The 22,250-nt window shown below is 72.3% G+C and carries 16 protein-coding genes; 8 read left to right on the plus strand and 8 right to left on the minus strand.

Going from position 1 to position 22,250, the window contains the following annotated elements; genetic code table 11:
• The first annotated feature begins 127 nt into the window (after window positions 1-127).
• From ACWGR4_RS17805 to ACWGR4_RS17815, 3 genes are all read left to right on the plus strand, one after another.
• Window positions 128-3,121 carry a helix-turn-helix transcriptional regulator gene (locus tag ACWGR4_RS17805; protein WP_452133963.1) on the plus strand — a complete coding sequence of 998 codons (2,994 nt, stop codon included), beginning with the start codon at window positions 128-130 and terminating at the stop codon, window positions 3,119-3,121.
• Between the two features lie 276 nt (window positions 3,122-3,397).
• Window positions 3,398-4,081, plus strand: coding sequence for a papain-like cysteine protease family protein (locus ACWGR4_RS17810; protein ID WP_380002518.1), 684 nt, complete (start codon window positions 3,398-3,400; stop codon window positions 4,079-4,081).
• The gene (locus tag ACWGR4_RS17815) at window positions 4,078-4,974 is read left to right on the plus strand and encodes a hypothetical protein (RefSeq protein WP_452133962.1); all 897 of its coding nucleotides are present in this window, start codon (window positions 4,078-4,080) and stop codon (window positions 4,972-4,974) included. Before ACWGR4_RS17810 ends, ACWGR4_RS17815 begins: the two co-directional genes overlap by 4 nt.
• Window positions 4,975-5,105: 131 nt before the next feature.
• Here the strand turns inward: ACWGR4_RS17815 and ACWGR4_RS17820 are convergent, their stop codons facing one another.
• The 4 genes from ACWGR4_RS17820 to ACWGR4_RS17835 form a co-directional block, all read right to left on the minus strand.
• Window positions 5,106-5,945 (minus strand): hypothetical protein, encoded by an 840-nt coding sequence (locus ACWGR4_RS17820; protein WP_452134213.1) that lies wholly within the window; start codon window positions 5,943-5,945, stop codon window positions 5,106-5,108.
• A 231-nt stretch (window positions 5,946-6,176) separates the two neighbouring features.
• Window positions 6,177-6,680, minus strand: coding sequence for a SigE family RNA polymerase sigma factor (locus tag ACWGR4_RS17825; protein ID WP_452133204.1), 504 nt, complete (start codon window positions 6,678-6,680; stop codon window positions 6,177-6,179).
• Between the two features lie 357 nt (window positions 6,681-7,037).
• Entirely contained in the window at window positions 7,038-7,850 is an 813-nt protein-coding gene (locus tag ACWGR4_RS17830) for a helix-turn-helix transcriptional regulator (RefSeq protein WP_452133203.1), read from the minus strand.
• A gap of 91 nt (window positions 7,851-7,941) precedes the next feature.
• Window positions 7,942-10,113 (minus strand): bifunctional serine/threonine-protein kinase/transporter substrate-binding domain-containing protein, encoded by a 2,172-nt coding sequence (locus ACWGR4_RS17835; protein WP_452133202.1) that lies wholly within the window; start codon window positions 10,111-10,113, stop codon window positions 7,942-7,944.
• 135 nt (window positions 10,114-10,248) lie between these two features.
• Between ACWGR4_RS17835 and ACWGR4_RS17840 the strand changes: the two genes are divergently transcribed.
• Complete coding sequence (locus ACWGR4_RS17840) at window positions 10,249-11,697, plus strand: S28 family serine protease (protein WP_452133201.1); 1,449 nt, start codon at window positions 10,249-10,251, stop codon at window positions 11,695-11,697.
• Window positions 11,698-11,793: 96 nt separating this feature from the next.
• On the opposite strand, the gene msrA is transcribed toward ACWGR4_RS17840, so the two are convergent.
• The 3 genes from msrA to ACWGR4_RS17855 all read right to left on the minus strand — a co-directional run bounded on the left by msrA (window position 11,794) and on the right by ACWGR4_RS17855 (window position 15,690).
• On the minus strand, window positions 11,794-12,306 hold the full coding sequence (gene msrA, locus ACWGR4_RS17845; RefSeq protein ID WP_452133200.1) for a peptide-methionine (S)-S-oxide reductase MsrA: 513 nt from the start codon (window positions 12,304-12,306) through the stop codon (window positions 11,794-11,796).
• A gap of 109 nt (window positions 12,307-12,415) precedes the next feature.
• Window positions 12,416-14,158, minus strand: a complete 1,743-nt coding sequence (locus ACWGR4_RS17850) for an alpha/beta fold hydrolase (RefSeq protein ID WP_452133199.1) — start codon at window positions 14,156-14,158, stop codon at window positions 12,416-12,418.
• Window positions 14,159-14,289: 131 nt separating this feature from the next.
• Window positions 14,290-15,690 carry an amidase family protein gene (locus tag ACWGR4_RS17855; protein ID WP_452133198.1) on the minus strand — a complete coding sequence of 467 codons (1,401 nt, stop codon included), beginning with the start codon at window positions 15,688-15,690 and terminating at the stop codon, window positions 14,290-14,292.
• 186 nt (window positions 15,691-15,876) lie between these two features.
• Here ACWGR4_RS17855 and ACWGR4_RS17860 point away from each other — a divergent pair, with 186 nt between their 5' ends.
• Both ACWGR4_RS17860 and ACWGR4_RS17865 read left to right on the plus strand, forming a co-directional pair.
• Window positions 15,877-16,473, plus strand: coding sequence for a TetR/AcrR family transcriptional regulator (locus tag ACWGR4_RS17860; RefSeq protein ID WP_380002529.1), 597 nt, complete (start codon window positions 15,877-15,879; stop codon window positions 16,471-16,473).
• Window positions 16,474-17,159: 686 nt separating this feature from the next.
• Window positions 17,160-18,035, plus strand: a complete 876-nt coding sequence (locus ACWGR4_RS17865) for a hypothetical protein (RefSeq protein WP_452133197.1) — start codon at window positions 17,160-17,162, stop codon at window positions 18,033-18,035.
• 601 nt (window positions 18,036-18,636) lie between these two features.
• On the opposite strand, the gene ACWGR4_RS17870 is transcribed toward ACWGR4_RS17865, so the two are convergent.
• Window positions 18,637-19,011, minus strand: a complete 375-nt coding sequence (locus ACWGR4_RS17870) for a VOC family protein (RefSeq protein WP_380002531.1) — start codon at window positions 19,009-19,011, stop codon at window positions 18,637-18,639.
• Between the two features lie 230 nt (window positions 19,012-19,241).
• Between ACWGR4_RS17870 and ACWGR4_RS17875 the strand changes: the two genes are divergently transcribed.
• Both ACWGR4_RS17875 and ACWGR4_RS17880 read left to right on the plus strand, forming a co-directional pair.
• A complete protein-coding gene (locus tag ACWGR4_RS17875; protein ID WP_380002532.1) occupies window positions 19,242-20,699 on the plus strand; it encodes an aminopeptidase P family protein in 1,458 nt (485 codons plus the stop codon).
• A gap of 323 nt (window positions 20,700-21,022) precedes the next feature.
• The gene (locus ACWGR4_RS17880) at window positions 21,023-22,219 is read left to right on the plus strand and encodes a sensor histidine kinase (RefSeq protein ID WP_452133196.1); all 1,197 of its coding nucleotides are present in this window, start codon (window positions 21,023-21,025) and stop codon (window positions 22,217-22,219) included.
• The last annotated feature ends 31 nt before the right edge of the window (window positions 22,220-22,250 follow it).

A 22,250-nucleotide genomic window follows, 5' to 3' on the forward strand; every position in this document is an offset into this window, starting at 1 on the left:
ACGGCATCCGGGAAGCCCTCGGCCGCGCCCACCCGTTGACGCCCGGCGGGAGCCGCGTGACGATGGGTCCGGCCGCGGGCGGGTGGCGGCCTCGGCGGACGTGGATCCGGCATGGTGAGGACGACGCGTGGCGCACACCGACCGTACGCGACACGAACTGACCGCGCTGGCCCGGGATCGGCTCGCCTCGGGCGGCGTCGTCCTGCACGGCCCGGTCGGGATCGGCAAGTCCCATGTGCTGCGCGCGTTGCTCGCCGGTGAACGGGGCGCACTGCTTTTACGGACCGAACCGGCGCCGGCGGAGCGGGAGTTGGCCTTCTCCACGCTCGCCGACCTGCTCGATCCGGTCACCGACGAGGTGTTGCGCGCACTGCCCGCGCCGCAACGCTCGGCGCTGCGGGTCGTGTTGTGCCGCGAGCCGGCCGAACCGGGCGGACCGGATCCGTTGGCGCTGCGTCTGGGTACGCTCGCGGTGTTGCGCGCGTTGTCGGCGTCCACTCCGGCGATGGTGGCGATCGACGGTGCGCAGTGGGTGGATCCGGCCAGCGCCGAGGTGCTGACGTTCGTCGCCCGGCGCCTGGATCCCGCGCGGGTGCGCGTGGTCGTCGCCGAGACCACGGATCCGCCGGCCGGGCCGATCCACGGCGGCCGGTTCTGTCCCGGCGACCTGCTCGAACTCGAACTCCCGCCACTGGGCTTGGCGGAGACCCGCGATCTCCTCGACCGAACGGATCGAACCGACCGGATCGACCGGATCAACCGAACCGCCGGTTCCATCGGGGCTCTCGGAGCCATCGGTGCCCTCGGAACCGGCGGGCCCTGCGGCGTCCTCGGCGCCGACCCGACCCCGCCCGGCCCCGACGATCCGACGGACGAACGCCCCCTGCCCCACTGGCTCAGCCGGCAGGTGCATCGGGCCGGCGCGGGCAATCCGATGTATGCCCTCGAACTCGCCCGCGCGCTGCGTCGGTTGGACCGGTTCCCGACCCGCGACCAACCGTTGCCCGTGCCCGATCGGCTGCGCCGGCTGCTCACCACCCGCCTGGAGGGTTGGTCCACCGACGCCCGCTGGTTGTTGCTGCTCGCCGGGGCCGCCGCCCGTCCCACCGTCTCGACGCTGCGCGCGGCGGCCGGTTTCATGCACGCCGCACACGACGCGCCGATCCACACGGCGGACCCGAGCGGCGACGATCTGGTCCGGCGCACCGTCGCCGACGCGACCGCGGCGGGCGTCCTCGACGTGGGCGAGGACGGTGATCGACTGCGGTTCGTGCACCCGCTGTTCGCCGCCGCGCTGTACGACGGCGGCACCGCGGAGGAGCGCCGCGCCGCGCATGCCGCGCTCGCCGAGGTGTGCGGCGAGCCGATCGAACGGGCCCGCCATCTGGCCCTGGCCCTGCCCGGCCCGGACGAACGGGTGGCCGGCACGCTGATGGCCGCCGCCGAACAGGCCCGCCGCCGGGGCATGCCCGACGAGGCCGCCGCACTGGCCCGCCTCGCCGTGGCGCGTACCCCGGACGAACACGCCGACCGCAGATGCGAACGCAGCCTCGACGGCGCCGGGCACGCCTACGCCGCCACCGACTACGAGCTGTGTCGCGAACTGGCCGGTCACGTCTTCGCTCTCGGCCCCACCCCCGCGCAACGCGTCCGGGCCTGCATCCTGATCATCAATGCGGCCAATCAGGCGCTGCACGACCTGGACGAGGTCTTCGCGGAGGCGTTCGCCCAGGTCGGCGACGACACGTGCGGGCGGGCCCGGTTGCACTATCTGCGCGCGTGCAAGGCGCACATCAGCGACGGCGACTCGGCGATCGCCTGGACCGAGGCGGCGCGCGCCGCGACGCTCGCCCGGCGCGGCGGCGACCGCTCCACCGAGCAGGTCGCACTCGCCCTCCAGGCGTTCGTGGGCACCCTCCAGGGCCGGCCGAACGCACGCGAACCGCTGACCCGGGCGTTGGCCCGGCCGCAGGACGCCGGACCGACCGGCAGCCACAACGGCCCTCGCGGGGTCAAGGCACGATTGGACTTCTTCGCCGACCGGCTCGTCGACGCCGCGACCGAACTCGACCGTATGTTGCGCCGGGCGAAGGAGTCCGACGACGCGGAGGAGAAGGTGTTCCTGCTTTGCGCCAAGGTCGACGTGGACGTCCGGGCAGGGCGGTGCGCCCAGGCATTGTCGGCCGGGCACGAGGCGTTGCGGGTGGCTCGCGAGATCGGCGCACAGCTCGGTCCGGCCTACTATGCGGCGGCGGTGGCCGAGGCGGCCGGGGGTGATCCGGCCCGGGGCGCGGAGCTGGCCCGCGAGGGCATACGCGTGGGTCGGTCCGAGCAGGATCAGGTGTATCTGCCGTTGGCACTGTGCATCCTGGGGCAGATCCAATATCGGCTGCGCGATCCGGTCGCGGCGGTGGGCTGCCTGAGTCGGGCCCGCACGATCGCCGGGCGGCGCGGCATCGTGGATCCGGCGGCGATCCCGTGGGGCGTGGATCTGGCCGAGGCGCTGGTGGCGGTGGGCGACCACGATCAGGCGCGCGCGGTGGTCGCCGAGGTCGGGGAGGCCGCGCAACGACTGGGCCGTGACGGGGTGTTCGCGTCGTTGTCCCGGGCCGACGCCCTGGTCCGGGGCGAGTCCGGCGACCTGGCCGGCGCGGCCGAGTGCCTGCGGACGACCGCCGAGCGGCATCGCGAACTGGGCCTGCCGATGGAGCACGGCCGCGACCTGTTGGCGCTCGGCGTCGTGGAGTTGCGCCGCCGGCATCCGGCCGCCGCGCTGGCCGCGTGGCGCGGCGCGGAGCTGGCGTTCGTACACACGGCGGCGCGTCCCTGGCTCGATCAGGTCCGTACCGAGTTGGAGCGGGTCACCTTCGCGGACGACCCGGCCGCGGGTCGTCCGGCCGCCGAGGCACGCTCACGGGCGTTGACGCCGGCGGAGCATCGGGTCGCGGAGATGGTCGGCGACGGCGCGACCAACCGCGAGATCGCCACCCGGCTGTTCCTGTCCGCCAAGACGGTCGAATCCACCCTGACCCGGGTGTACCGCAAGCTCGGGATCCGCTCGCGCGCCGAGCTGATCCGGCTCTCCCTGGGCGCGAACGGCCGGTCCCACCAGGCGGAATAGCCGCGCTTCGCGGTTGGTCGCGGCACCGAGGGGGGCTCGGGGGAACCCCCTGCTTTGTGTCCGGGGGGTTCCGGAGCAGGCCGTGAAGGATCAGCGTTGCCGGTGTTCCCCCGCACGACCGGCGAGGGACTTCCTCCGCGTCCCGGACGACTCATCGCGCATGTCGTCCGGGGTGTCCGGCACCGCGTGTCCCGTTCCGTCCGCGGTGCCCCCTCGCCGGTCGCGTCCCCCTCGATCTCCGTCCGGTGCCCCCTCGCCGGACGAGAAGGAGACACGATGATTCTGCGGAATCACGGTACGGTTCGCGGCGCCGCGAACCCGCCGGCCACGCCGTCGCGGCGCTGGAAGTCGGTCTGTGCCGGAGTGACCGCCGCGCTGTGTCTGGCCGTTCCGTTGGCCGGAAACGCGTCGGCAGCGCCGGCCAAGCCGTCCGTCGCCGCGCCCCTGAAGGTCGCATCGGGCGGTCCGCACGCCGCCTACGGAGCACGGCAGTTGGCCCTCACCGAACTGACCCAGGTGCAGAACCAGTGGTGCTGGGCAGCCACCGGGCTGTCCGTGGCCAGGTATCTCGGCCGCGGTCTGAACACCAGTCAGAACACCTTCTGCGACTACGCCCGCGGCCTGCCCACCAACTACCAGTGCCCGAACCAGCCCGGTGAGCTGAGCGACGTACAGCGGGCCTGGTCCCGCCTCGGCATGCGACCGGGACGGGTCACCGGGACGCTGGACCTCGGCACGGTGGCGTCCTCGATCGACGCCAACTCGCCGATCGTGGTGGGCATCTACTGGACCGCGGGCGGTGGGCACGCGAACGTCCTGTACGGCTACGACTCGGACAACGGAACGCTGATGTACTCCGACCCGTGGCCGTCCAGTCAGCGCTACGGCGAGATGGATTACAACTCGTACGTCAGCAACTACGAGTTCCAGTGGGCCGAGTCGCTGTACGGAGAGGCGTGAGTGTGATGACCGACATCTTCCGTTCCCGGCCCGACCACTCCCGCGCGCCCGCCCGGCGCGTCGGGGTGTTGGCCACCGTCGGTATCGGTGCGTTGCTGTTCCTCGCACCGACCGCGTCGGCCGCCGGTGACGTCGCCCTGACCGGTGGCGACTCGCCGACGGCCGCCGACCGGAACGCGGCGCAGCAGGCCCTGGTCTCCCCCGAGACCACGAACCGGCTGGCGACCTTCTTCGTCCACCTCGACCAGCGTGCGACCGCGCAAAACGGCGCGGTGGTGCAGTCGAAGGTCGCCCCCGAGGCCGCGGCGGCGCAGGCCCCGCAACTCGTGGGCGCCGCGGTTCCGGTGTACTCGCTCAACGCGGACTTCGTGCGTGGCGGCAACTCGTCGGCGCCGGTGGCCAATTTCGCCTATCTCGCCACCGAGGCCCGTTCGGCCGCCGGGGTCGAGGCGACGGTGTGGACGGTGCGCGACCGCGCCTCGGGCGCGTGGCGGGTCACCAACGTGCTGTCGGGTGCCGACGAGGTCGGCTATGCCCGCCAGGCAGGCGGCGACACGGTGTTCACCGAGCCGCAGATCGCGGCCTGGTACCGGGTGCACGAGGGTCGTGTCCTGCCGCTGAACCCGGCCGCGCAGCAGTCGGTCGGCCCGAACGGCGCCATCCTGGCCGACTATCGCAGGCTCGTACACGACCGGTACGCCGACAAGTTGCCTGGTTCGACGTACCAGCGCGACGGGAAACTGGGCGGTTTCGCGGCCACACCAAGTACGCCCGGCACCCATCACGGCGGATCCTCGGCGGCCGATATCGCGCTGCCGGCGAGTGCCGCCGGCGTGCTGGTCCTGGGCGTCGGCACCCTGGTGATTCGCCGCCGTCGGACGGCAACAACCTGATCCCGCACCTCGGTTCACATTCCGTGCGGCCGTCTCCCGACCGCCACGGACTCCAATCCCACCGCCCCGCGGGCCGAAGTCGCGGGGCGGTGGCCGTTTCGCCCGGTCGGGCGATCGGGTGGGCCGATGGGTCAGCGCGCGCCGACGGGTTCGGTCCGGGCGCCCGGGATGGCCGCGATCAGGTCCTGGTTGGCGACGAGTGCGAGCAACTCGGCGCTGTTCAGGGCCGGTCCGTCGTGGATCGTGCCGAACTTGTCGCGGTTGCTCGACGCGACGACGTAGGTCAGGCCGGCGGGCGTGATCAGGGAGACCGAGACGCGGGTCTCCCTCCCCGAGCGCAGTTTGTCGGTGATCGCCTTCGAGCCGTCCGGCAGGACGCTGCGCTCGCACTCGGAGTAGTCGGGTTGGATCATCCGGCCCGTCTTGTTGTCGAATTGCGGACCGAGTTGGCACAGGTTGTCCGGCTCGGCACCCGGGGTGGCGGGCCGGCCGCCGCCGAGGTCGATCGTGGTGACGGTGCCGTCCTGGCGGGTCAGTCGGAAGAACAGCGTCTGGTCGCCCTCGTCCTGGTCCTCGGCGCTGACCACACCCGCGGGCAGGTGCGCGCGCAGGGCCGCGAGGACCCGATCGTGGATGGGGCCGGGGTTTCGCAGGAAGTCGTCGCCGGACACGGTGGGCGGCGGCGCGATGGCGGACGGCGGTGGCTGCGGTACCGCTCGGCTGGGGGCGGCGGCCGGGCCGCTCGTGGCGGGTTCGCCGTCATCCCCCGTCAACGCCAGTACGCCGACGGCGGTGCCGGCGAGCAGGGCGCCCGCGGCGAGGCTCGCCACGCCGACACCGAGCCGGCGGCGGCGCCGACGGCGGACGCCGCCGGCTCGGACCCCGGGCAGGACGTCGGGAATCGGCGGCTCGGCATCGGCCACCGGCAGCATCTCCCGCAGCAGTCCGGGCATCTCGTCTTCGAGAGGCATCGTGCGCTCCTTGGTTTCTGTTGTCGTGCCGGGCTTGTCGTCGTCGTTCGGGTTGTCGTCGTGCGGGTTGTGCGATCGTTCGCCGTCGCGTGCGGCCTGGTCGCCGCGCGGGCTTGCCGCCGCGTACGGCTTGGTCGTTGCGCGGGCTTGCCGTCGCGTACGGATCCGTGGTTGCGCGGGTTTCGGCGCCGCGTGCGGCCTGGTTGTCCCGCGCGGTTTTGTTCCGATCGATTACGCGTGCGCGATGTCCGTCACCGACTCGCCGAGGATCGCGCGCAGTTGGTCCAGTCCGCGGCTCGCGGCCGACCGTACGGCCGACGAACTCCGGCCGAGGATCGCCGCGGTCTCCTCGATGCTCTGGTCCTCCCAGTACCGCAGGACCAGCACGGCCCGATATCCGGGCGACACCTTCCCCAGCGCCGCCAACAGCGCCAACCTGCGGGCACTGTCCTCCGGAACCGCCGAGCCGTCGGGAACGGTCGCGGCCGGGAACTCGCGGCTGCCGCGCAGGCGTTTGCCGTCCACGAACCCCCGCACCATCACCCGTCGGGTATAGGCGTCCACCGCTCCCGGATCACGCATCCTGTGCCACGACGCGAACACCTTCTCCAACGCGTTCTGGACCAGGTCCTCCGCCTGGTGCCAGTCGCCGCACAGGAGATACGCCGTCCGGCGCAGCGCCTGGTAACGCGCCGCGACGAACTCGTCGAACATGCGCTCTCGTTCCTGCCTCATCCCCGGTCCAGCCTCATCCCGGCCCCCTGCTTCCCGTGCGACCGATGTTCGCGGCGACCGTCTGCTCGCCGGTGTCGGGAGATAGACGGGTCGACGGCCCGGGAATGTTGCGTCACGATCGCGAGCGGAGAGGACAACCGGCCCGGTCACGCAACATCGGGCCCTGCCAGTGCGGGGTTTGCACTGTCTGGGGCGGCTGTGGTGGTCGATGATCGGTGGGTCCGAGGCGATCGTGGGCGGTGTGGAGGGGATCCACGATCGTGCGGCGAAGGCGCGTGCCCCCATCCGTGCTCCCCGGATGGGGTCGCGCCGCCTCGGTCGGGGCGCCTCGGGCCCGGCCTCGTCACCGAGGGTGCGTCACGACTCGCCGTCGAGCAGAGCCAGCGCCGCCGCGGAGACCGCGTCCGCCGGCGCGTACGCGATCACCACCTTGTCCGGGTCGTCGGACGGGTGCAGGGATTCGTAGGTCAGATCGAGCGCGCCGACGAGCGGATGCCGGATGCGACAGGTCCCGTGGGCCAGGTCGAACTTCGCCTGGGCCGACCACAGCCGGACGAAGTCGGGGCTGATCGCCGCGAGTTCGCGCAGGTGTGCGGCCAGGTCCGGGTCCCGGGGCCGCTTGCCTACCTCGGTCCGCAGATAGGCGACGGTCTCTCCCGCCTTGCGCTCCCAGTCCGCGTACAGGGTTTTGGCGCGCGGGTCGCCGAACATCAGGCCGCCGATCGAGCGCCGTTCGGGCGGGACTTCGCCGAAGTCGAGGAACACCCGGGTGGCCGCGCGATTCCAGGCCACGATGACGCCGTTGCGGCCGACCACGTACGCGGGCGGACCCCACGCGTCGAGCAACACGCGCAACCCCGGGCGTACCGACGCCCGTTCCCGCGTGCTCGCGGTATCGGGCCGGGCCAGGTTGCGCAGGTACTGCCGTTCGCCCCGGGTCAGGCGCAGCGCCTCGGCGACGGCGTCCAGGACCGCGTCCGAGACGCGCGAGGCCTGGCCGCGCTCGAGGCGTATGTAGTGGTCGACGCTGACCGCGGCGAGCGAGGCCACCTCCTCGCGGCGCAGACCGACCACCCGTCGGGGACCGTCGTCGGACAGTCCCACATCGCGCGGTGACAACCGGGCGCGCCGGGACACGAGGAATTCGCGCAACGCGGTACTTGGGTCCACGCCGGCCAGTATCCCCATCCAAACGAGTGCTTGGGAAGCATCTCGGCCGCCTCCTCGCGGCACCGCCGGGTTCGGGGAGGGGGTCGCCGGGTCAGCCGCCGTTGACCGTCACGCGCGGGACGGCGCCCGCGCCGAGTTGCCAACGGTCCAGGATCGCCCGGTACTCCCCGGTTTGCAGCAGGCGCTCCAGTGCCTGCCGCACCGCGTCCCGCAGCGCGGTGTCGGACTTGCGCAGGGCGATGCCGTACGGCAGGGGTTCGATCTGCTCGCCCACGACTTCGAGGACACCGCCCGAGATCCGAGCCCCGTTCACCGCCACGGGGAGATCGAACACGCCCACATCCGCGCCACCTTCGGCGATCTGCTTCGCGGCGGCCTCGATGCCGTCGAGCTTGATCGGGCTCGACGCGCCGGGCCCGCATCGGGTGGTTGCGCGAGCGACCATGTCCTCCTGGATCGCGCCGCGTTGCACCGCCACCTTCGCGCCGCACAGGTCGGCCAGGGTGCGAATGCCCCGGGGGTTGCCCTTCCGGACCAGGAGCACGCTGCCGGCGGTGAAGTAGTCGACGAAGTCGACCATGTTCAGCCGTTCCCTGGTGTCGAACATCGACGACACGACCAGGTCGACTCGACGTTCGACCAGCGACGAGATCAAGGCGTCGAACTTGGTGTTCTCCAACTTCGGTGTCGCACCGAGCAGTTGCCCGATCGCCCGGATCAGGTCGGCGGACATGCCGACGACGCTCCGGCCGTCGGTGTCCACAAACTCGTTGGGTGGGTAGGCGGCGTCCACGCCGACGAGGAGGGGCCGTCCGGACCGGTACGGCTCGGGGAGGAGGTGGGCCAACGGGGCGGGGGCGGACGATTGTCCGCCGGTGCCGGTGCCGTTCGGCGCCGAGGCGGATGTGGTCGGGCTCGGGGACGAACCGGTGCCGGGCGACCACGGGTTCGCGGCGTTGCCCGCGCCGACCGCACCCTTGCCCTCGTCGCGGGTGAGCAGGTACGCACCGCCGCCGGCGAGCGCGGCGGCCACGACGGAACCGCCGATCAGGAGGCGGCGGCGCGCGATGCCGGGGCTCGACGGCGCCGGCGGGGCCGGGGGGATGGGGGCGGGGGCATACGCGGGCTTGACGGGCGGCGGCGGGGGGATCATCGGCGGCCCGATCGGGCGGGCCGGGGGTTGCTCGGGCCGGGACGACGGGGTGGCGACCGGGCCGACGGCGGCGGTCGCCGTCGCCGCCTCGACCTGGTCGGGGCGGTGCGGGGGCCGAACGTCGGTCGGCGGCACGTCGGTTGGTGGCACGTCGGTCGGCGGGGCGCCCGTCGCACCCGTCGCATCCGGCGCACCCGGTGCCGCCGGTGCCGCCGGCGCCGCTCCGCCGCTCGCCGCCGCCGTCGCGGAGCGGCTCCGGACCAGCGCGGAGTGTGGCGCCGGCAACCAGTCGGCACCCATCGGGCGGGCCATGGTGCCCAGCATCTCGAGGACCTGCGCCGGGGTGGGCCGCTCGGCCGGATCCCGACGCAGACAGGCGGCCACCACCGGCCGCAATTCCTCGGGGACGGGGTCGAGATCGGGGTCCTGGTACACGACCCGGAACATCATCTGCGCCGCGTCGCCGAACCCGAACGGGGAGCGTCCGGTCGTCGCGTGGGCGACCACGAGGCCGACCCCGAACACGTCGCTCGCCGGCCCGACCTCGTCGCCCCTGGCCTGCTCGGGCGACAGGAACCCGGGGGTGCCGACCAGGTGTCCCGTCCGGGTCGGCCCGTTCGCCTCGCGCACCATCCGGGCGATGCCGAAGTCGATCACCCGGGGGCCGTCGGAGGCCAACAGCACGTTGGAGGGCTTGAGATCGCGGTGCACCAGCCCCACGGCGTGGATCGCGGCCAGCGATTCGGCCAGTCCGGCGGCGAGCAGTCGCGCGCTCGACGCGGGCAGCGTGCCGTGCGCGGCGATCGTCTCGGTCAGCGAGGGGCCGGCGATGTACTCGGTCGCCAACCACGGCGCCTCGGCGTCGGCGTCCGCGTCGACGAACGCGGCGGTCCAGAAGCCGCCGATACGGCGCATCGCGGCGATCTCCGAGGCGAACCGGCGGCGATAGTGCGGATCCTCGGCCAGGTCGCCCAGGACCACCTTGATCGCGACGAGCCGCCCGCCGGGCGAACGGCCCAGGTACACCTGCCCCATGCCCCCGGCGCCCAGCCGGCCGAGCACCGCGAAGGACCCGATCCGGGACGGGTCCCCGACGCCGATCGATTCCACGCCGTACCCCCGTAGTCGAGCCGCCGATCCGTACGAGGGCTCACCGTACGCGATGGGTCGTCTCCCCCGGTCGGGGGAGGCGTTTCCCCCGTTCCGGGGATCCGGCGACGTGGGCGCCCGGGCTTTCCTGGGGACATGACAAACGCAAGGCTTGATCGAGACCGGGCACCACGCGACCCGGGCGGGGCGCGGCGGGCCCCGGGTGGCGGCACGACGCTGCGGGGCCGGCGCAGGCTCGCGGCGTTGGCGGTGAGCGCCGCGGTGCTGGTGCCGGCGGGGTCCGGCACGGCCGTGGCGGCCCCTGCGCCGGTCGCGGCCGGCGTCGCGGCGGCGGAGAGCAGTGGGGTCGACATCCGGGACCGGATCGCCGCGATACCGGGCATGCGGGTGGTGGCCGAGAAGCCCGCCGCGCCGGGCATCCGCTACTTCGAGCTGACCTATCGCCAGCCCGACGACCACCGACACCCCGAGCGGGGATCCTTCGAGCAACGCCTGAGTCTGCAACACCGCTCGACCGCGCGGCCGATGGTCCTGTACACCAGCGGCTACGACCTGGGCGCCGGCGCGAGCTTCCGCTCCGAGCCGGCGACCCTGCTCGACGGCAACCAGATCTACACCGAACAGCGCTACTTCGGCACCTCCCGACCCGTCGACCCCACCGACCCCACCGATATGTCCGACCTGAACATCCGCCAGGCGGCCGACGATCACCATCGGCTGATCCAGGCCCTGAAGGCGATCTATCAGGGCTCCTGGATTTCCACCGGCGGCAGCAAGGGTGGCATGGCCACCGTCTACCACCGGCGATTCCACCCCGACGACGTCGACGGCAGCGTGGTCTACTCCGCGCCGAACAACGTCGACGACCGCGACGACAGCGCGTACGACACGTTCCTGGCCCGGGTGGGCACACCCGAGTGCCGGGCCGCGCTGCAATCGGTGCAGCGCGAGGCGCTCCTGCGGCGCGACGAGATGACGACCCGCTACGCGCAGTGGGCGGCGGCGAACGCGCAGACCTTCGAGACGCTCGGCAGCGTCGACCGGGCCTTCGAACTCGCGGTGCTCCGCCTGCCGATGATGTTCTGGATGTACGCGGGCGAGCCGAAGTGCGCCGGGATACCCGCGCCGGGTGCGTCCGCCGACGAGCTTTACGCATGGGTCGACGGTGTCACCCGGCTTGCGGTCTACGCCGACGAGAGCGTCACGTTCTTCCGGCCGTACTTCCACCAACTCGGCACCCAGCTGGGCTACATGCAGCTCGCCACGCCCCATCTGGACGGCCTGCTGCGCTACCCCGGCATCCAGGAGGTGCGCAACTACCTGCCTGCGGGCACCCCGCTGCGCTTCGACTCCGGCGCGATGCCCGACATCGACCGCTGGGTCCGCCACCGCGGCGATCGCATCCTGTTCGTCTACGGCGAGAACGACCCGGTACGCGCCGAGCCGTTCCGACCGGGACCGGGCAGTCGGGACACCCGGGTCCTGATCGCGCCGCACACGGGCCACGGCGCGCGCCTGGGCACCCTCACCCCGGACGACGCCGCGCAGGCGACCACCACGCTGCGCCGATGGGCCGGAGTCTGAGCCGGACCGGGGCCCGAGTCCGGCCGCGCGTGGGGCGAGCCCGGGCGGGAGGACGGCCCGGGCCCGGCTCGGCCCCGGCGGGTGCCCGGGCGGGGGTCAGGCGCGGTCGCGGTGCGGGAGCTTCCAGCCCGGGCGCGGGAAGTGGCAGGTGTACCCGTTCGGGTAGCGCTCCAGGTAGTCCTGGTGCTCGGGCTCGGCCTGCCAGAAGTCGCCCAGCGGCTCCAGCTCGGTGACCACCTTGCCCGGCCACAGGCCGCTGGCCTCGACGTCCGCGATCGTCTCCAGCGCCGTCGCCTGCTGCTGCTCGTCGGCGTAGAAGATCGCCGAGCGGTAGCTGCGGCCGATGTCGTTGCCCTGACGATCGCGGGTCGTCGGGTCGTGGATCTGGAAGAAGAACTGCAGGATGTCGCGATAGCTCGTCACCGAGGGATCGAACAGGATCTCGATCGCCTCGGCATGGTCACCGTGGTTGCGGTAGGTGGCGTTCGGGACGTCCCCGCCCGAGTAGCCCACGCGGGTGGCCGTCACCCCGGGCTGCTTGCGGACGAGGTCCTGCATCCCCCAGAAGCAACCTCCGGCCAGAACCGCCTTCTCCACTCCAGCACTCATCTCGCAACTCCTGACCGACGCCGGTAATCACTCCTTCAATCGTATCGACCCCGACCCGAATGGCGGCGGGTGCGACGGATGCGGTGAACGTGGGCCGGGCCACACGGGGTCAGCCGCCGATGCGATCGAAGCCTTCGTCGACGCCCGGGAGGCCGGCGGGCCCCGGAAGGCCCTGCACACCGGGCATCCCCGGCAGTCCGGCCGCACCCGGGCCGCCCGCCACCGGGGGCGCCTGCGCGGTCGTCGAGACCGGATCCGGCTCGTCGGCGCAGACCGTACCGCGTGGTGGGAGGGTCAGGTCCGTCAGGTAGCGGACGGTCGCCGCCTGCGCACAGGCGCTGCGCCCGAAGGCGGTGTGCCCCTCGGCACGGAACGTGAGCAGCCACGCATTGTCCAGGCGCTCCGACAGCGCGACCGCGTCCTGATACGGGGTGTCGGGGTCGCCCGTCGTCCCGAGCACGAGGATGGGCGCGGAGCCCCACGCCCGATACGAGCCCCGGTGCCGGCTGACCCGTTCGCCGTTCCACTGCGCACACGCCGGCGCGTGGTTGTGGTCGTAGGTGGGCGGTCCGAACCCGATCGGCGGGCCGAGCAGCGGCGCGTCGCGCACATTGGCCCGCACGTTCCGCTCCAGCCGGCCCGGGTCACGCGGGTAGGCCCGGTCGATGCACTCGACCACGACGTTCGCGGTGAGGAAGTCGAAGCCGGCCGCCGACGGCGGTCGCAGCAGGAAGGCGGTGCCGTCCCGCGACTCCGCCTGCCGCAGGGCTGCGCCGAACCCGGGCCACACGGCCTTGCCTCCGTTGATGTTGAACATCAGCCGGTATGCGAGCGTGTACCCGTTCGCCGCCACGCCCGACGGGGTGGGCACCGGGTGCGCGTCCAACTCCCGCATCAGGCGCTCGAACGCGCCGCGCGCGTCCCCTTGGCCGAACCCGCAGCGCACCGGTTCGGCGCTGCACCAGTCGAGAAAGCGCCCCATCGCCGCGTCCAGCGCGAGGTATTGCGGCCGGTCGTACTCGTACGGGCGCTCCGCGTAGTGCACCGGATCGTAGGCGCCGTCCAGCGCCATGGCCCGCACCCGGCCGGGATACCGGTCGGCGTAGACGGTGCCGATGTAGGACCCGAACGAGCGTCCGTAGAAGGACAATCGCCGCTCACCCAGCGCCCGGCGCAGCAGTTCCAGATCGCGCGCCACGTAGTCGGTGCCCATGAACGGCAGTACGTCACCGGCCTTGGCCGCGCAGGCCGCGTCGAAGTCCCGCGCGGTCGACACCGCCCGGTCGAACCCCTCGGGCCCGGGCCGCCCCGGCGATTGTGTGACCTCGCGGGAGTAGGTGGCGTCGTCCCAACACTCGTACGGCGCGCTGCGCCCGATGCCGCGCGCGTCGAAGCCGAACACATCGAAACGTTCCCGCAGCTCGGCCGGCAGGGAGGCGTGGTTCCCGCGCACGAAGTCCACTCCGGAGTTGCCCGGCCCACCGGGTTGGAGGACCAACGTCCCCAGCCGCCGCGTCGGGTCCGCGGCCCGGTGGCGAATCACCGCCAAGGTGAGACGACGCCCGTTCGGTTCGCGATAGTCCAATGGGACGGAGGCGTTCGCACATTCGAAGCCGGCGTCCTCGACGCAGGGACTCCAGGCCAGGGTCGGGGCCGCCGCCTCCTCCCCCGGTTCCGGTTCCGCTTTCGCCGAGGCGTCGACCACGCCGCCCCCGACCATCGCGAGGGCGACGGCCGCGACGGCGGCGGTTCGCCGGTACAGCGCCCGCCACCTCGCGCGCGCCGAACGGCGGGTCGGCTCGTGTACCGATTCGTGGGCCGGATCGAACACACGGTGGTGGCGGCGTGTCATGTTCGTCGATTCCCTTCGCCGGACGGATTCGCACTCGTGTTCTTCCCCCGGGGCACCACCGACCGCACCACCTTCGCCGATCGGAACTCCCGCTACCTCAACGCGAGAACCCCGAAGCGGACACGCGGCGATCACCCACCCGTGCGCGGACCCACCGGGGTCAGTGTGCCCAGCCGGTCCTCGACGGCCTGGGCCGCGTCCAGGCAGAGGTCCTCCCGGAACGCGCGTCCGACGATCTGCGCCCCGGTGGGGAGGCCGTCGACCACCCCGGTGGGCATCGCCACCGCCGGCAGGCCGACGAAGCTGGTCACCGTACACAACCGCATCGCCGACGCCACCCGATCCCGACCGGCCCGGTCCCGCGATTCCAGACCGGGTTCGACCGGGGGCTCGGTGAAGGAGGGGCCGAGCAACAGGGGGTATTCGTCAAGGAATTCGGCCCACGAGCGACGGATGTTCAGCCAGGTGCCCATCAGCTTCACCAACTCGTCCGCGGTCGCCGGCGGGGTGCGCTCCATCGCCATCGCGATATAGCGGTCCCCGCCCGGGCCCAGCAGCGTGCGCACCACCGGCCAGGTCGGCGCGAACTCGGTCAGGGTGATCCGGTCGTACGCCTCCAGGGCCTCGTCCAGGCGTGGTACGTCCGGCACTTCGCGGACGTCGTAGCCGGCGTCCCGCAGCGCGTCGGCCGCCGCCTCGACCGCTCCGCGCACGGCCGGGTGTACGCCGCGTCCGCCGGGGTCCGCCACCACCGCGACCCGCACCGGCCCGGCGATGGGCGGGCCGTACGGCGCCACCGGCACGGCACGCGGATCACGGGGGTCCGCGCTGGCCAACACCTCGTACACCGCGCGCAAATCGCCCACCCCACGCGCCAACGGCCCGTCGGTGATCAGCATTTGCGTCGCCGGGCCCGGATCGTCCGGCCCCAGCACCCGATGGTCCGCCGGGAACCGTCCCGTCGACGGCTTCAGCGCGGCCACCCCGCAGAACTGGGCCGGGATCCGCAACGACCCGCCGGAGTCGTTGCCGAGCCCGATCGCGGCCATCCCGGCGGCCACCGCCACCGCGTCGCCGCCGCTGCTGCCGCCCGGGGTGCGGCCGGGGTGCCAGGGGTTGACCGTGTCGCCGAAGAGTTCGCTGCGGGTGTGCATCCCGGCCAGGATCAACGTCGGTATGTTGCCCCGCCCGATCGGGATCGCCCCGGCCGCCCGCAACCGCGCCACGGGCAGCGCGTCGGCGGCGGCCACCAGGTCCCGAAAGCGCGGCACGCCGAACGTGGTCGGCACGCCGGCCACGGCGGTGCTCTCCTTCACCGTGAAGGGCACCCCTGCGAGCGGCCCCAGCACCTCCCCGGCGGCGCGCCGACGATCCGTGCGCAGGGCCTGCTCGCGAGCGTGGTCGGCGAGCACCCGGGTGATCGCGTTCAGCTCCGGGTCGACCTCGGCGATCCGCCCCAGGTGCGCGTCGACGAGGTCGACGGCCGAGACGACCCCGTCCCGCACGGCTTGCGCCTGTGCCGTGGCGGACATGGCCCATAGCCGGCCCGACACGGGGCGCGTTTGTGCACTTTCGTTCCGGTCCATCCGGTCCGCCGCTTCTGTGGGTTTCATCGTTGGGTTCCATCGTTCCGATGCAACTGCATCGGAACGATAGCCTGGGAACCGATGCACCCGCATCGCAATAACGCGCACCACGACCGGAAGGGCGCGGCACCCATGCCCAGACAGGTGGACCACGCGAGCCGACGCCGCCTCATCGCCGAGGCCGTATGCCGGCTCGCCGACGAACGCGGCCTGGAAGGCGTGACCCTGCGCGACGTCGCCGCGCGCGCCGATGTGTCGATGGGCGCGGTCCAGCGGTGCTTCCGGACCAAGGAGGAAATGCTCGTCTTCGCCCTCGGCCACGTCGGCGAACAGGTCGCCGCCCGGGTACGGGCCCGCCTGGTCCGCAGCCCCGCCCAGTCGGCCGCCACCGCCCTCGGCCACGCGGCCTCCGAGTTCGCCCTCCTCCGCGACGAACACCGCGCCGAGGCCCGCGTCTGGCTGGCGTTCCTGGCCCAGGCCGCGATCAGCGCCCCGCTGGCCGCGATCCTCAAGACCAACTACGCCGCGCTGGAGGAATCGTTCACCCACCTGATCACCACGGCCGCCGCCACCCCGAATCCCCCCATCCCCCTGGACCCCCACCACGAGGCCCGCACCCTCCTGGCCCTCGCCGACGGCCTCACCACCCACGTCCTCCTCGGCCACCTGACCCCACCCGAAGCCGAAACCGTCCTACACACGCACCTGACGAAACTGTGGACGGCATAGGGCACGGGCGACCGCCGCCGCAGCCCTTCGGCCGGCGCCGAGGCGGGTCCGGGAGGGGCGGGGACGGCCGGCAAGGCCGCCGGGGAGCCCGACCGAGCGGGTCGGGTGCTACTTGGCGGGAGTGCGCTTCCGGTTGCGGGCCGGCTGGTGCGGGGCTGGTCGGAGTCGGTGGTGGGCCGCCGCCGGGGTGCGGGGCTCCGAGACTTCGGCTTTCGGCGAGGCGGGTGTGTTGGTCGGCGAAAAGCGGCCGGCAGCGGCGGGCAGGGGGGTCGGGTCGGGTTCTCCGGGGGCCTTCCCGGGTGGGCCGGGTGCTTCGGGGGCGTTGGGAGGGGGGTTGGGGTTCGGAACCGGATCGCGGTGGGTGGTTTTGCGCTTCGGGCTTCGGTGACCTGTGGTTTTGCAATGTGCGGGCGGGAATTGGGGTGTCGAGTGCGGGTTTCGTGGGGCTGTTGGCTTCGGATACGTCGCTGCGATACGGGCAGCCGGCTGAAAAGTCATACGCCCACCGACGACCCACGGCAGGCAGGGTGGAACGACCGGGCAAACCAACGGTAATCCCGATCGGATGGATTTCGTCTGCTTTGACGCGGACTTCGTTGTCGGTTTCCTGAAGTGTCGCCGGCGGACGGTATTTTGCGGCGACCCATGTGACACACATCAAGACATCGATAGGAGCGCTCATCGTGATGCCCGAGACGACCCTGGTGACTGACCCTGACGGGTGGGATGCCGCGCTGACCGGCGCCTTCGAGATACTGCTCGACGGCCGGCCGGCCGTTGATCCCGCTGCCCGGTACGGGGTGTACTACGTCTCGGATTCACTCGACGAGTTCCTGTTCCCGAATTCCTGGATCACCCCTGCTGCGCTGATGGGTCGGGAATCAAGGCAATTGCCGGATCCGGACGGGGAATACCCCTTCTCTCCGTGGGCATGGCGGTTCGACCTGCGCGAGTCGCTGTTCCTCTTCGACGCCGACCTTCTGGCCGGGGCGGGACCGTGGGGTGACGGTGGGCACAAGGGGCGCCGGCCGTTCGACGATGCCTTCGTCGCCGACTTGCGGACCCTTTCGGCGGTGGATGAGGCCGATGAAGCCTTGGTCTACGGCGCGCAGTTGGGGGCGCTCCTGGACCGCCATGGGGTCGACCTGACCGACAAGGCATCCGAGAAATTGAACGGCTGGCTGTCCGTGCTGCTGCGGGTCGCCACCGACGGCACTCCGACCGACGCGATGCGGGCCGCCACCTTCACCGGGCGCGGCCCCGAACATCTGGTGTCGATCCACGACATGAATGCCGTCCGCACCGCCGCCGAGCCCTGGGAGGAAAGCCTGAGTGCGGTCGCACATCCCGCCCTCCGCGACCATCTCCGCATGCTCTGCCTCAGCGAAAGCGACGCACGAAGCGAGGGCGGCTTCTACTACGGCAGCGGCCGCTGGCCGTGGGCCGATGTCCTGGAAGCGGTCGGCTGCTCCCTTGTCGCAGGCTGGGGCTTCGGCGAGTCCCAGGCCGGCGTGGCCGTTGTGCAGTTGCCCGAGAGAGCGGACACATCCGGGACAAAGTGAGTACGCCCGCTGCGACAGCGAATCGGCGTCCTCTCCGGGCGCCGATTCGCCCACCCGGCTGAAACGGCAGGTCGCACAGCTACGCCGGCGCCGCGAGTGTCCTCACTCACCGTGCAGGATCACGGACGGCGGCCGACCGCAGTCGGGTGGCGAGTTCAGTGGATTTTCGGCCCACCGAAGCTTGCCGACCTGCGGTTTTCTCTCACACCGCATCCGCAACGCCCCACGCAATCCGGATTCGTGCACTTTCACCGAACCCCCACCGCCCAACCCTCTCGGGAACGCAAGCCCGGCGAACCCGACCCGAGCACCCACCCCGCCCGCCGCTGCCGGCCGCTTTTTCGCCGACCGACACGCCCGTCTCGTCGGGACCTCGAAGTCTCGGAGCCCCGCACGCCGGCGGCGGCCCACCACCGACTCCGACCCGCCCCGCACCAGCCACCCGCAACCCAAAGCCCAACGCGCGCCGAAAACACCCGGCCCGCTCGGGAAGTCCCCGACGGACTCGACCCGACCACCCGCTCTCCCCGCCCCTGCCCAGGCCCGCCCGCCCCGAGCCGGAGCCAAATCCCGGCCCCGGCCCACGTCGCCTACCTCGGCCTCAGTGGAAGCACAAACAGAACGGGTGGCCTGCCGGGTCTGCGAGTACTCGCCAGTTGGCTCCTTGGTGGACCTGGTCCGTGCGTTCCAGGACCGTTGCGCCGAGGGCCACGGCGCGTTTTTCCTCGCCGTCGAGGTCGTCCACGTCGAAGTCCAGGTGGAGTTGTTGCGGGACCTGTTGGCCCGGCCATTCCGGCGGGCGGTAGCCCTCCACGCGTTGGCAGGCCAGTGGCGTGCCCTCGAAGCCGTGTACCTCGATCCAGTCCGGGTCGTTCGCGTCCGCGACCACCCGGCCGCCGAGCAGTTCCGCGTAGAACTGCGCGAGCCGTGCCGGATCGGCGCAGTCGAGTGCGATCGCCTGCAGCTTTCGAATCACTTCGCCCCCCTGTGTCTCCTCGACCGCTGTCCGCGGCACCTACCCGAGGGGTCGTACCCACCACCCCGGTGGCCATGCCCGACGACGCGCCGGCCTGCCGGGGGTCGCGCCCGGGCGTCGGGAAGAATGGGTGGGAACGTGCGATCGACAACCGATCGGCAGTCGAGTCCGGAAGTCCGGAAAACTCGAAAATCGAGAAGTCCGGAAATTCAGAGGTTCAGGAGGCAGGCGTGGGTGCCGAGAAGCGGTCGTCCGACGAAGAGCAGGTGCAGGCCATCAAGCAGCGCAAGAACGGCCTCTACCGCGGCGAGGTCTCGGAGGAGCTGGCCGCGAACATGCGCACCGGCTGGGCCGACACCGAGCGCGTCGACCTGGCGCCGATCGAGCAGGCGCCGAACACGGCCCGCCGCCGCGCGGCCCTGTCGGCCCGCTTCCCGGGTGAGCGTCTGGTGGTCCCGGCGGGCAATCTCAAGACCCGGTCCAACGACACCGAGTACCCCTTCCGGGCGTCGACCGAGTACGCGTACCTCACCGGCGACCTGACCCAGGACGGCGTCCTGGTCCTCGAACCGGTCGCCGACGGTCACGACGCGGTGTTGTATCTGCTGCCCCGGTCGGACCGAGGCAACGGCGAGTTCTGGCTGGACGGGCAGGGCGAGCTGTGGGTCGGTCGGCGTGCCGGGTTGGCCGAGGGCGAGCTGCTGTACGGGCTGCCGTGTCGAGACGTGCGCAAGGTCGTCGAAGAGCTGACCTCGGCCGCGGGTCCCGTGCGTGTGGTGCGCGGTCACGACGCGGCGCTGGAGAGCGCCCTGGGCGAGCGCCTCGACGCCGGGCGGGACGAGGAGCTGCGGGTCTTCCTGGCCGATGAGCGGCTCGTCAAGGACACGTTCGAGATCGGGCAGCTCCAGGCCGCGGTCGACTCGACGGTGCGCGGCTTCGAGGACGTGGTCCGGGTCCTGGATCGGGCCGAGGCCACCTCGGAGCGGTACATCGAGGGCACGTTCTTCCTGCGCGCACGGCTGGAGGGCAACGACGTCGGCTACGGCTCGATCTGCGCCGCCGGTCCGCACGCGACCACGCTGCACTGGGTCCGCAACGACGGCGCGGCGCGGGCGGGCGATCTGCTGCTCCTGGACGCGGGTGTCGAGACGCACACCCTCTACACCGCCGACGTGACCCGTACGCTGCCCGTCTCGGGCCGGTTCACCGCGCTCCAGCGCCGGATCTACGACGCCGTGTTCGCCGCGCAGGAGGCGGGCATCGCCGCGGTACGGCCCGGCGCCAAGTACCGGGAGTTCCACGACGAGGCGCAGCGCGTGCTCGCCGAGCACCTGGTCGAGTGGGGCCTGGTCGAGGGCCCGGTGGAGCGGGTGTTGGAGCTGGGTCTGCAGCGCCGGTGGACGCTGCACGGCACCGGTCACATGCTCGGTCTGGACGTGCACGACTGCGCGGTGGCGCGGACCGAGTCGTACGTCGACGGCGCGCTGGAACCGGGCATGTGCCTGACCGTCGAGCCCGGCCTGTACTTCCAGGCCGACGACCTGACCGTGCCCGAGGAGTATCGCGGCATCGGGATCCGGATCGAGGACGACATCCTGGTGACCGAGGACGGCAACCGGAACATGTCCGCCGCCCTGCCGCGCGGCGCCGACGAGATCGAGTCGTGGATGGCCCGCCTGCGCGGCTGACCCCACCCACCCGGCATCACGCCACGACACGGGCCGCCCTCCCCGGATACACCTCGGGGCGGGCGGCCCGCAGCACGCCGTGCCGCGAACCGTCAGGCGACCCGAACACACCTCGGCGACCGACCACTTGGCCGCTCGCCGGGCCCGGGCGCACGGACACGGCACCGCGACGCCGAGGCAGGCGGCCCCGGGAGCCGACCCGCCTGCCCCGTGGATCGCGCTCAGGTCGTGCCTCCGCGCGCACCACGTTCGACCTGCGGTGGACGCGGTGATGAGCGCCCAGGTTGATGCCGAACCCGTCCCGCGGGTCGTACGGTCGCCCCGTGCAACGAATCTATGCCTGGCTGCGGGCGCATCCCCTGTGGGTCGACTCGGTGTGCACCATCCCGGCGTTCGGCCTCGGTGTTCTCCAGATCCTGTCCTACGAGTACGGCATCGTCATGTCGCTCTGGGCCTACACGATCGTGGTGGTCCTGAGTCTGGGCATGGCGCTGCACCGGGTCCGCTCCCGGGTGGCGACGATGCTCGTGGTCGGGGCCGGGGTGGCCCAGTTGCTCTGCGACGGGACCATCACGTTCGCGAACTACGCGATGCTGGTGATCGTGTACACGGCCGCCAAGTCCGGCCCGCGTTGGCTCTCCCGGGCCGCGCTCGCCGCCACGGTGTCGGCGCCGGCGGTGCTGCTGGTGCGTTTCCCGCACGCCGACGGCGGGACCTTCAGGGCCAACCTGTCCGCGTCCGGTTTCATCGTCGTACTGCTTGCCATCTCCTGGGTGTTGGGCGATTCGATGCGCACCCGGCGCGCGTTCTACGCCGAGCTGATCGACCGCGCCGCACGCCTGGAGGTTGAGCGCGACCAGCAGGCGCGGCTCGCCGCGGCGGCCGAACGGGCCCGGATCGCCCGGGAGTTGCACGACGTGGTTGCGCACAACGTCTCGGTGATGGTGGTCCAGGCCGACGGCGCCGCGTACGCGATCGACGCCGCGCCCGACGCCGCCCGGGAGGCCCTGGGCACGATCGCCGCCACCGGCCGCGAGGCGCTCGCCGAGATGCGGCGCCTGCTGGGTGTACTGCGTTCCGAGAGCGACGTCGAGACGTTCGTGCCCCAGCCCGGCGTCGACCAACTCGACGAGTTGCTCACCCGGGTCCGCGGCACGGGCCTGACGGTGGACCTGCACGTCGAGGGCCGACCCGTCGAACTGTCCCAGGGCATCGGCCTGACCGTGTACCGCATCGTCCAGGAAGCCCTGACCAACACCCGCAAACACGGCGGGCCCGGCGCCGGCGCCCGGGTCGTCCTGCGCTACACGGGCGAGGACATCGAACTCGACGTGCGCGACGACGGCCGCGGCGAGGCGGCTCCCGGCGACGGCATGGGCCACGGCCTGGTCGGCATGAACGAACGGGTCGCCCTGTTCGGCGGTCGCCTCGAAACCGGCCCCTACCCGGCGGGCGGCTGGCGCGTACACGCCCTGCTCCCCACCCGCCCCCGCACACCCGCCCTCCCGGGCCGCCCGTAAACACACGCCGAAACACGCGCGCAGACCGCAG

This window comes from Embleya sp. NPDC055664 (assembly GCF_053618075.1).

Excerpts from the sequence above, each read along its gene's own strand:
- ACWGR4_RS17865 (WP_452133197.1), top strand. The coding sequence starts at position 17,160 with ATGCCCGAGACGACCCTGGTGACTGACCCTGACGGGTGGGATGCCGCG.
- ACWGR4_RS17850 (WP_452133199.1), bottom strand. The coding sequence starts at position 14,158 with ATGACACGCCGCCACCACCGTGTGTTCGATCCGGCCCACGAATCGGTA.
- msrA (WP_452133200.1), bottom strand. The coding sequence starts at position 12,306 with ATGAGTGCTGGAGTGGAGAAGGCGGTTCTGGCCGGAGGTTGCTTCTGG.
- ACWGR4_RS17840 (WP_452133201.1), top strand. The coding sequence starts at position 10,249 with ATGACAAACGCAAGGCTTGATCGAGACCGGGCACCACGCGACCCGGGC.
- ACWGR4_RS17825 (WP_452133204.1), bottom strand. The coding sequence starts at position 6,680 with ATGAGGCAGGAACGAGAGCGCATGTTCGACGAGTTCGTCGCGGCGCGT.
- ACWGR4_RS17820 (WP_452134213.1), bottom strand. The coding sequence starts at position 5,945 with ATGCCTCTCGAAGACGAGATGCCCGGACTGCTGCGGGAGATGCTGCCG.
- ACWGR4_RS17855 (WP_452133198.1), bottom strand. The coding sequence starts at position 15,690 with ATGTCCGCCACGGCACAGGCGCAAGCCGTGCGGGACGGGGTCGTCTCG.
- ACWGR4_RS17810 (WP_380002518.1), top strand. The coding sequence starts at position 3,398 with ATGATTCTGCGGAATCACGGTACGGTTCGCGGCGCCGCGAACCCGCCG.
- ACWGR4_RS17860 (WP_380002529.1), top strand. The coding sequence starts at position 15,877 with ATGCCCAGACAGGTGGACCACGCGAGCCGACGCCGCCTCATCGCCGAG.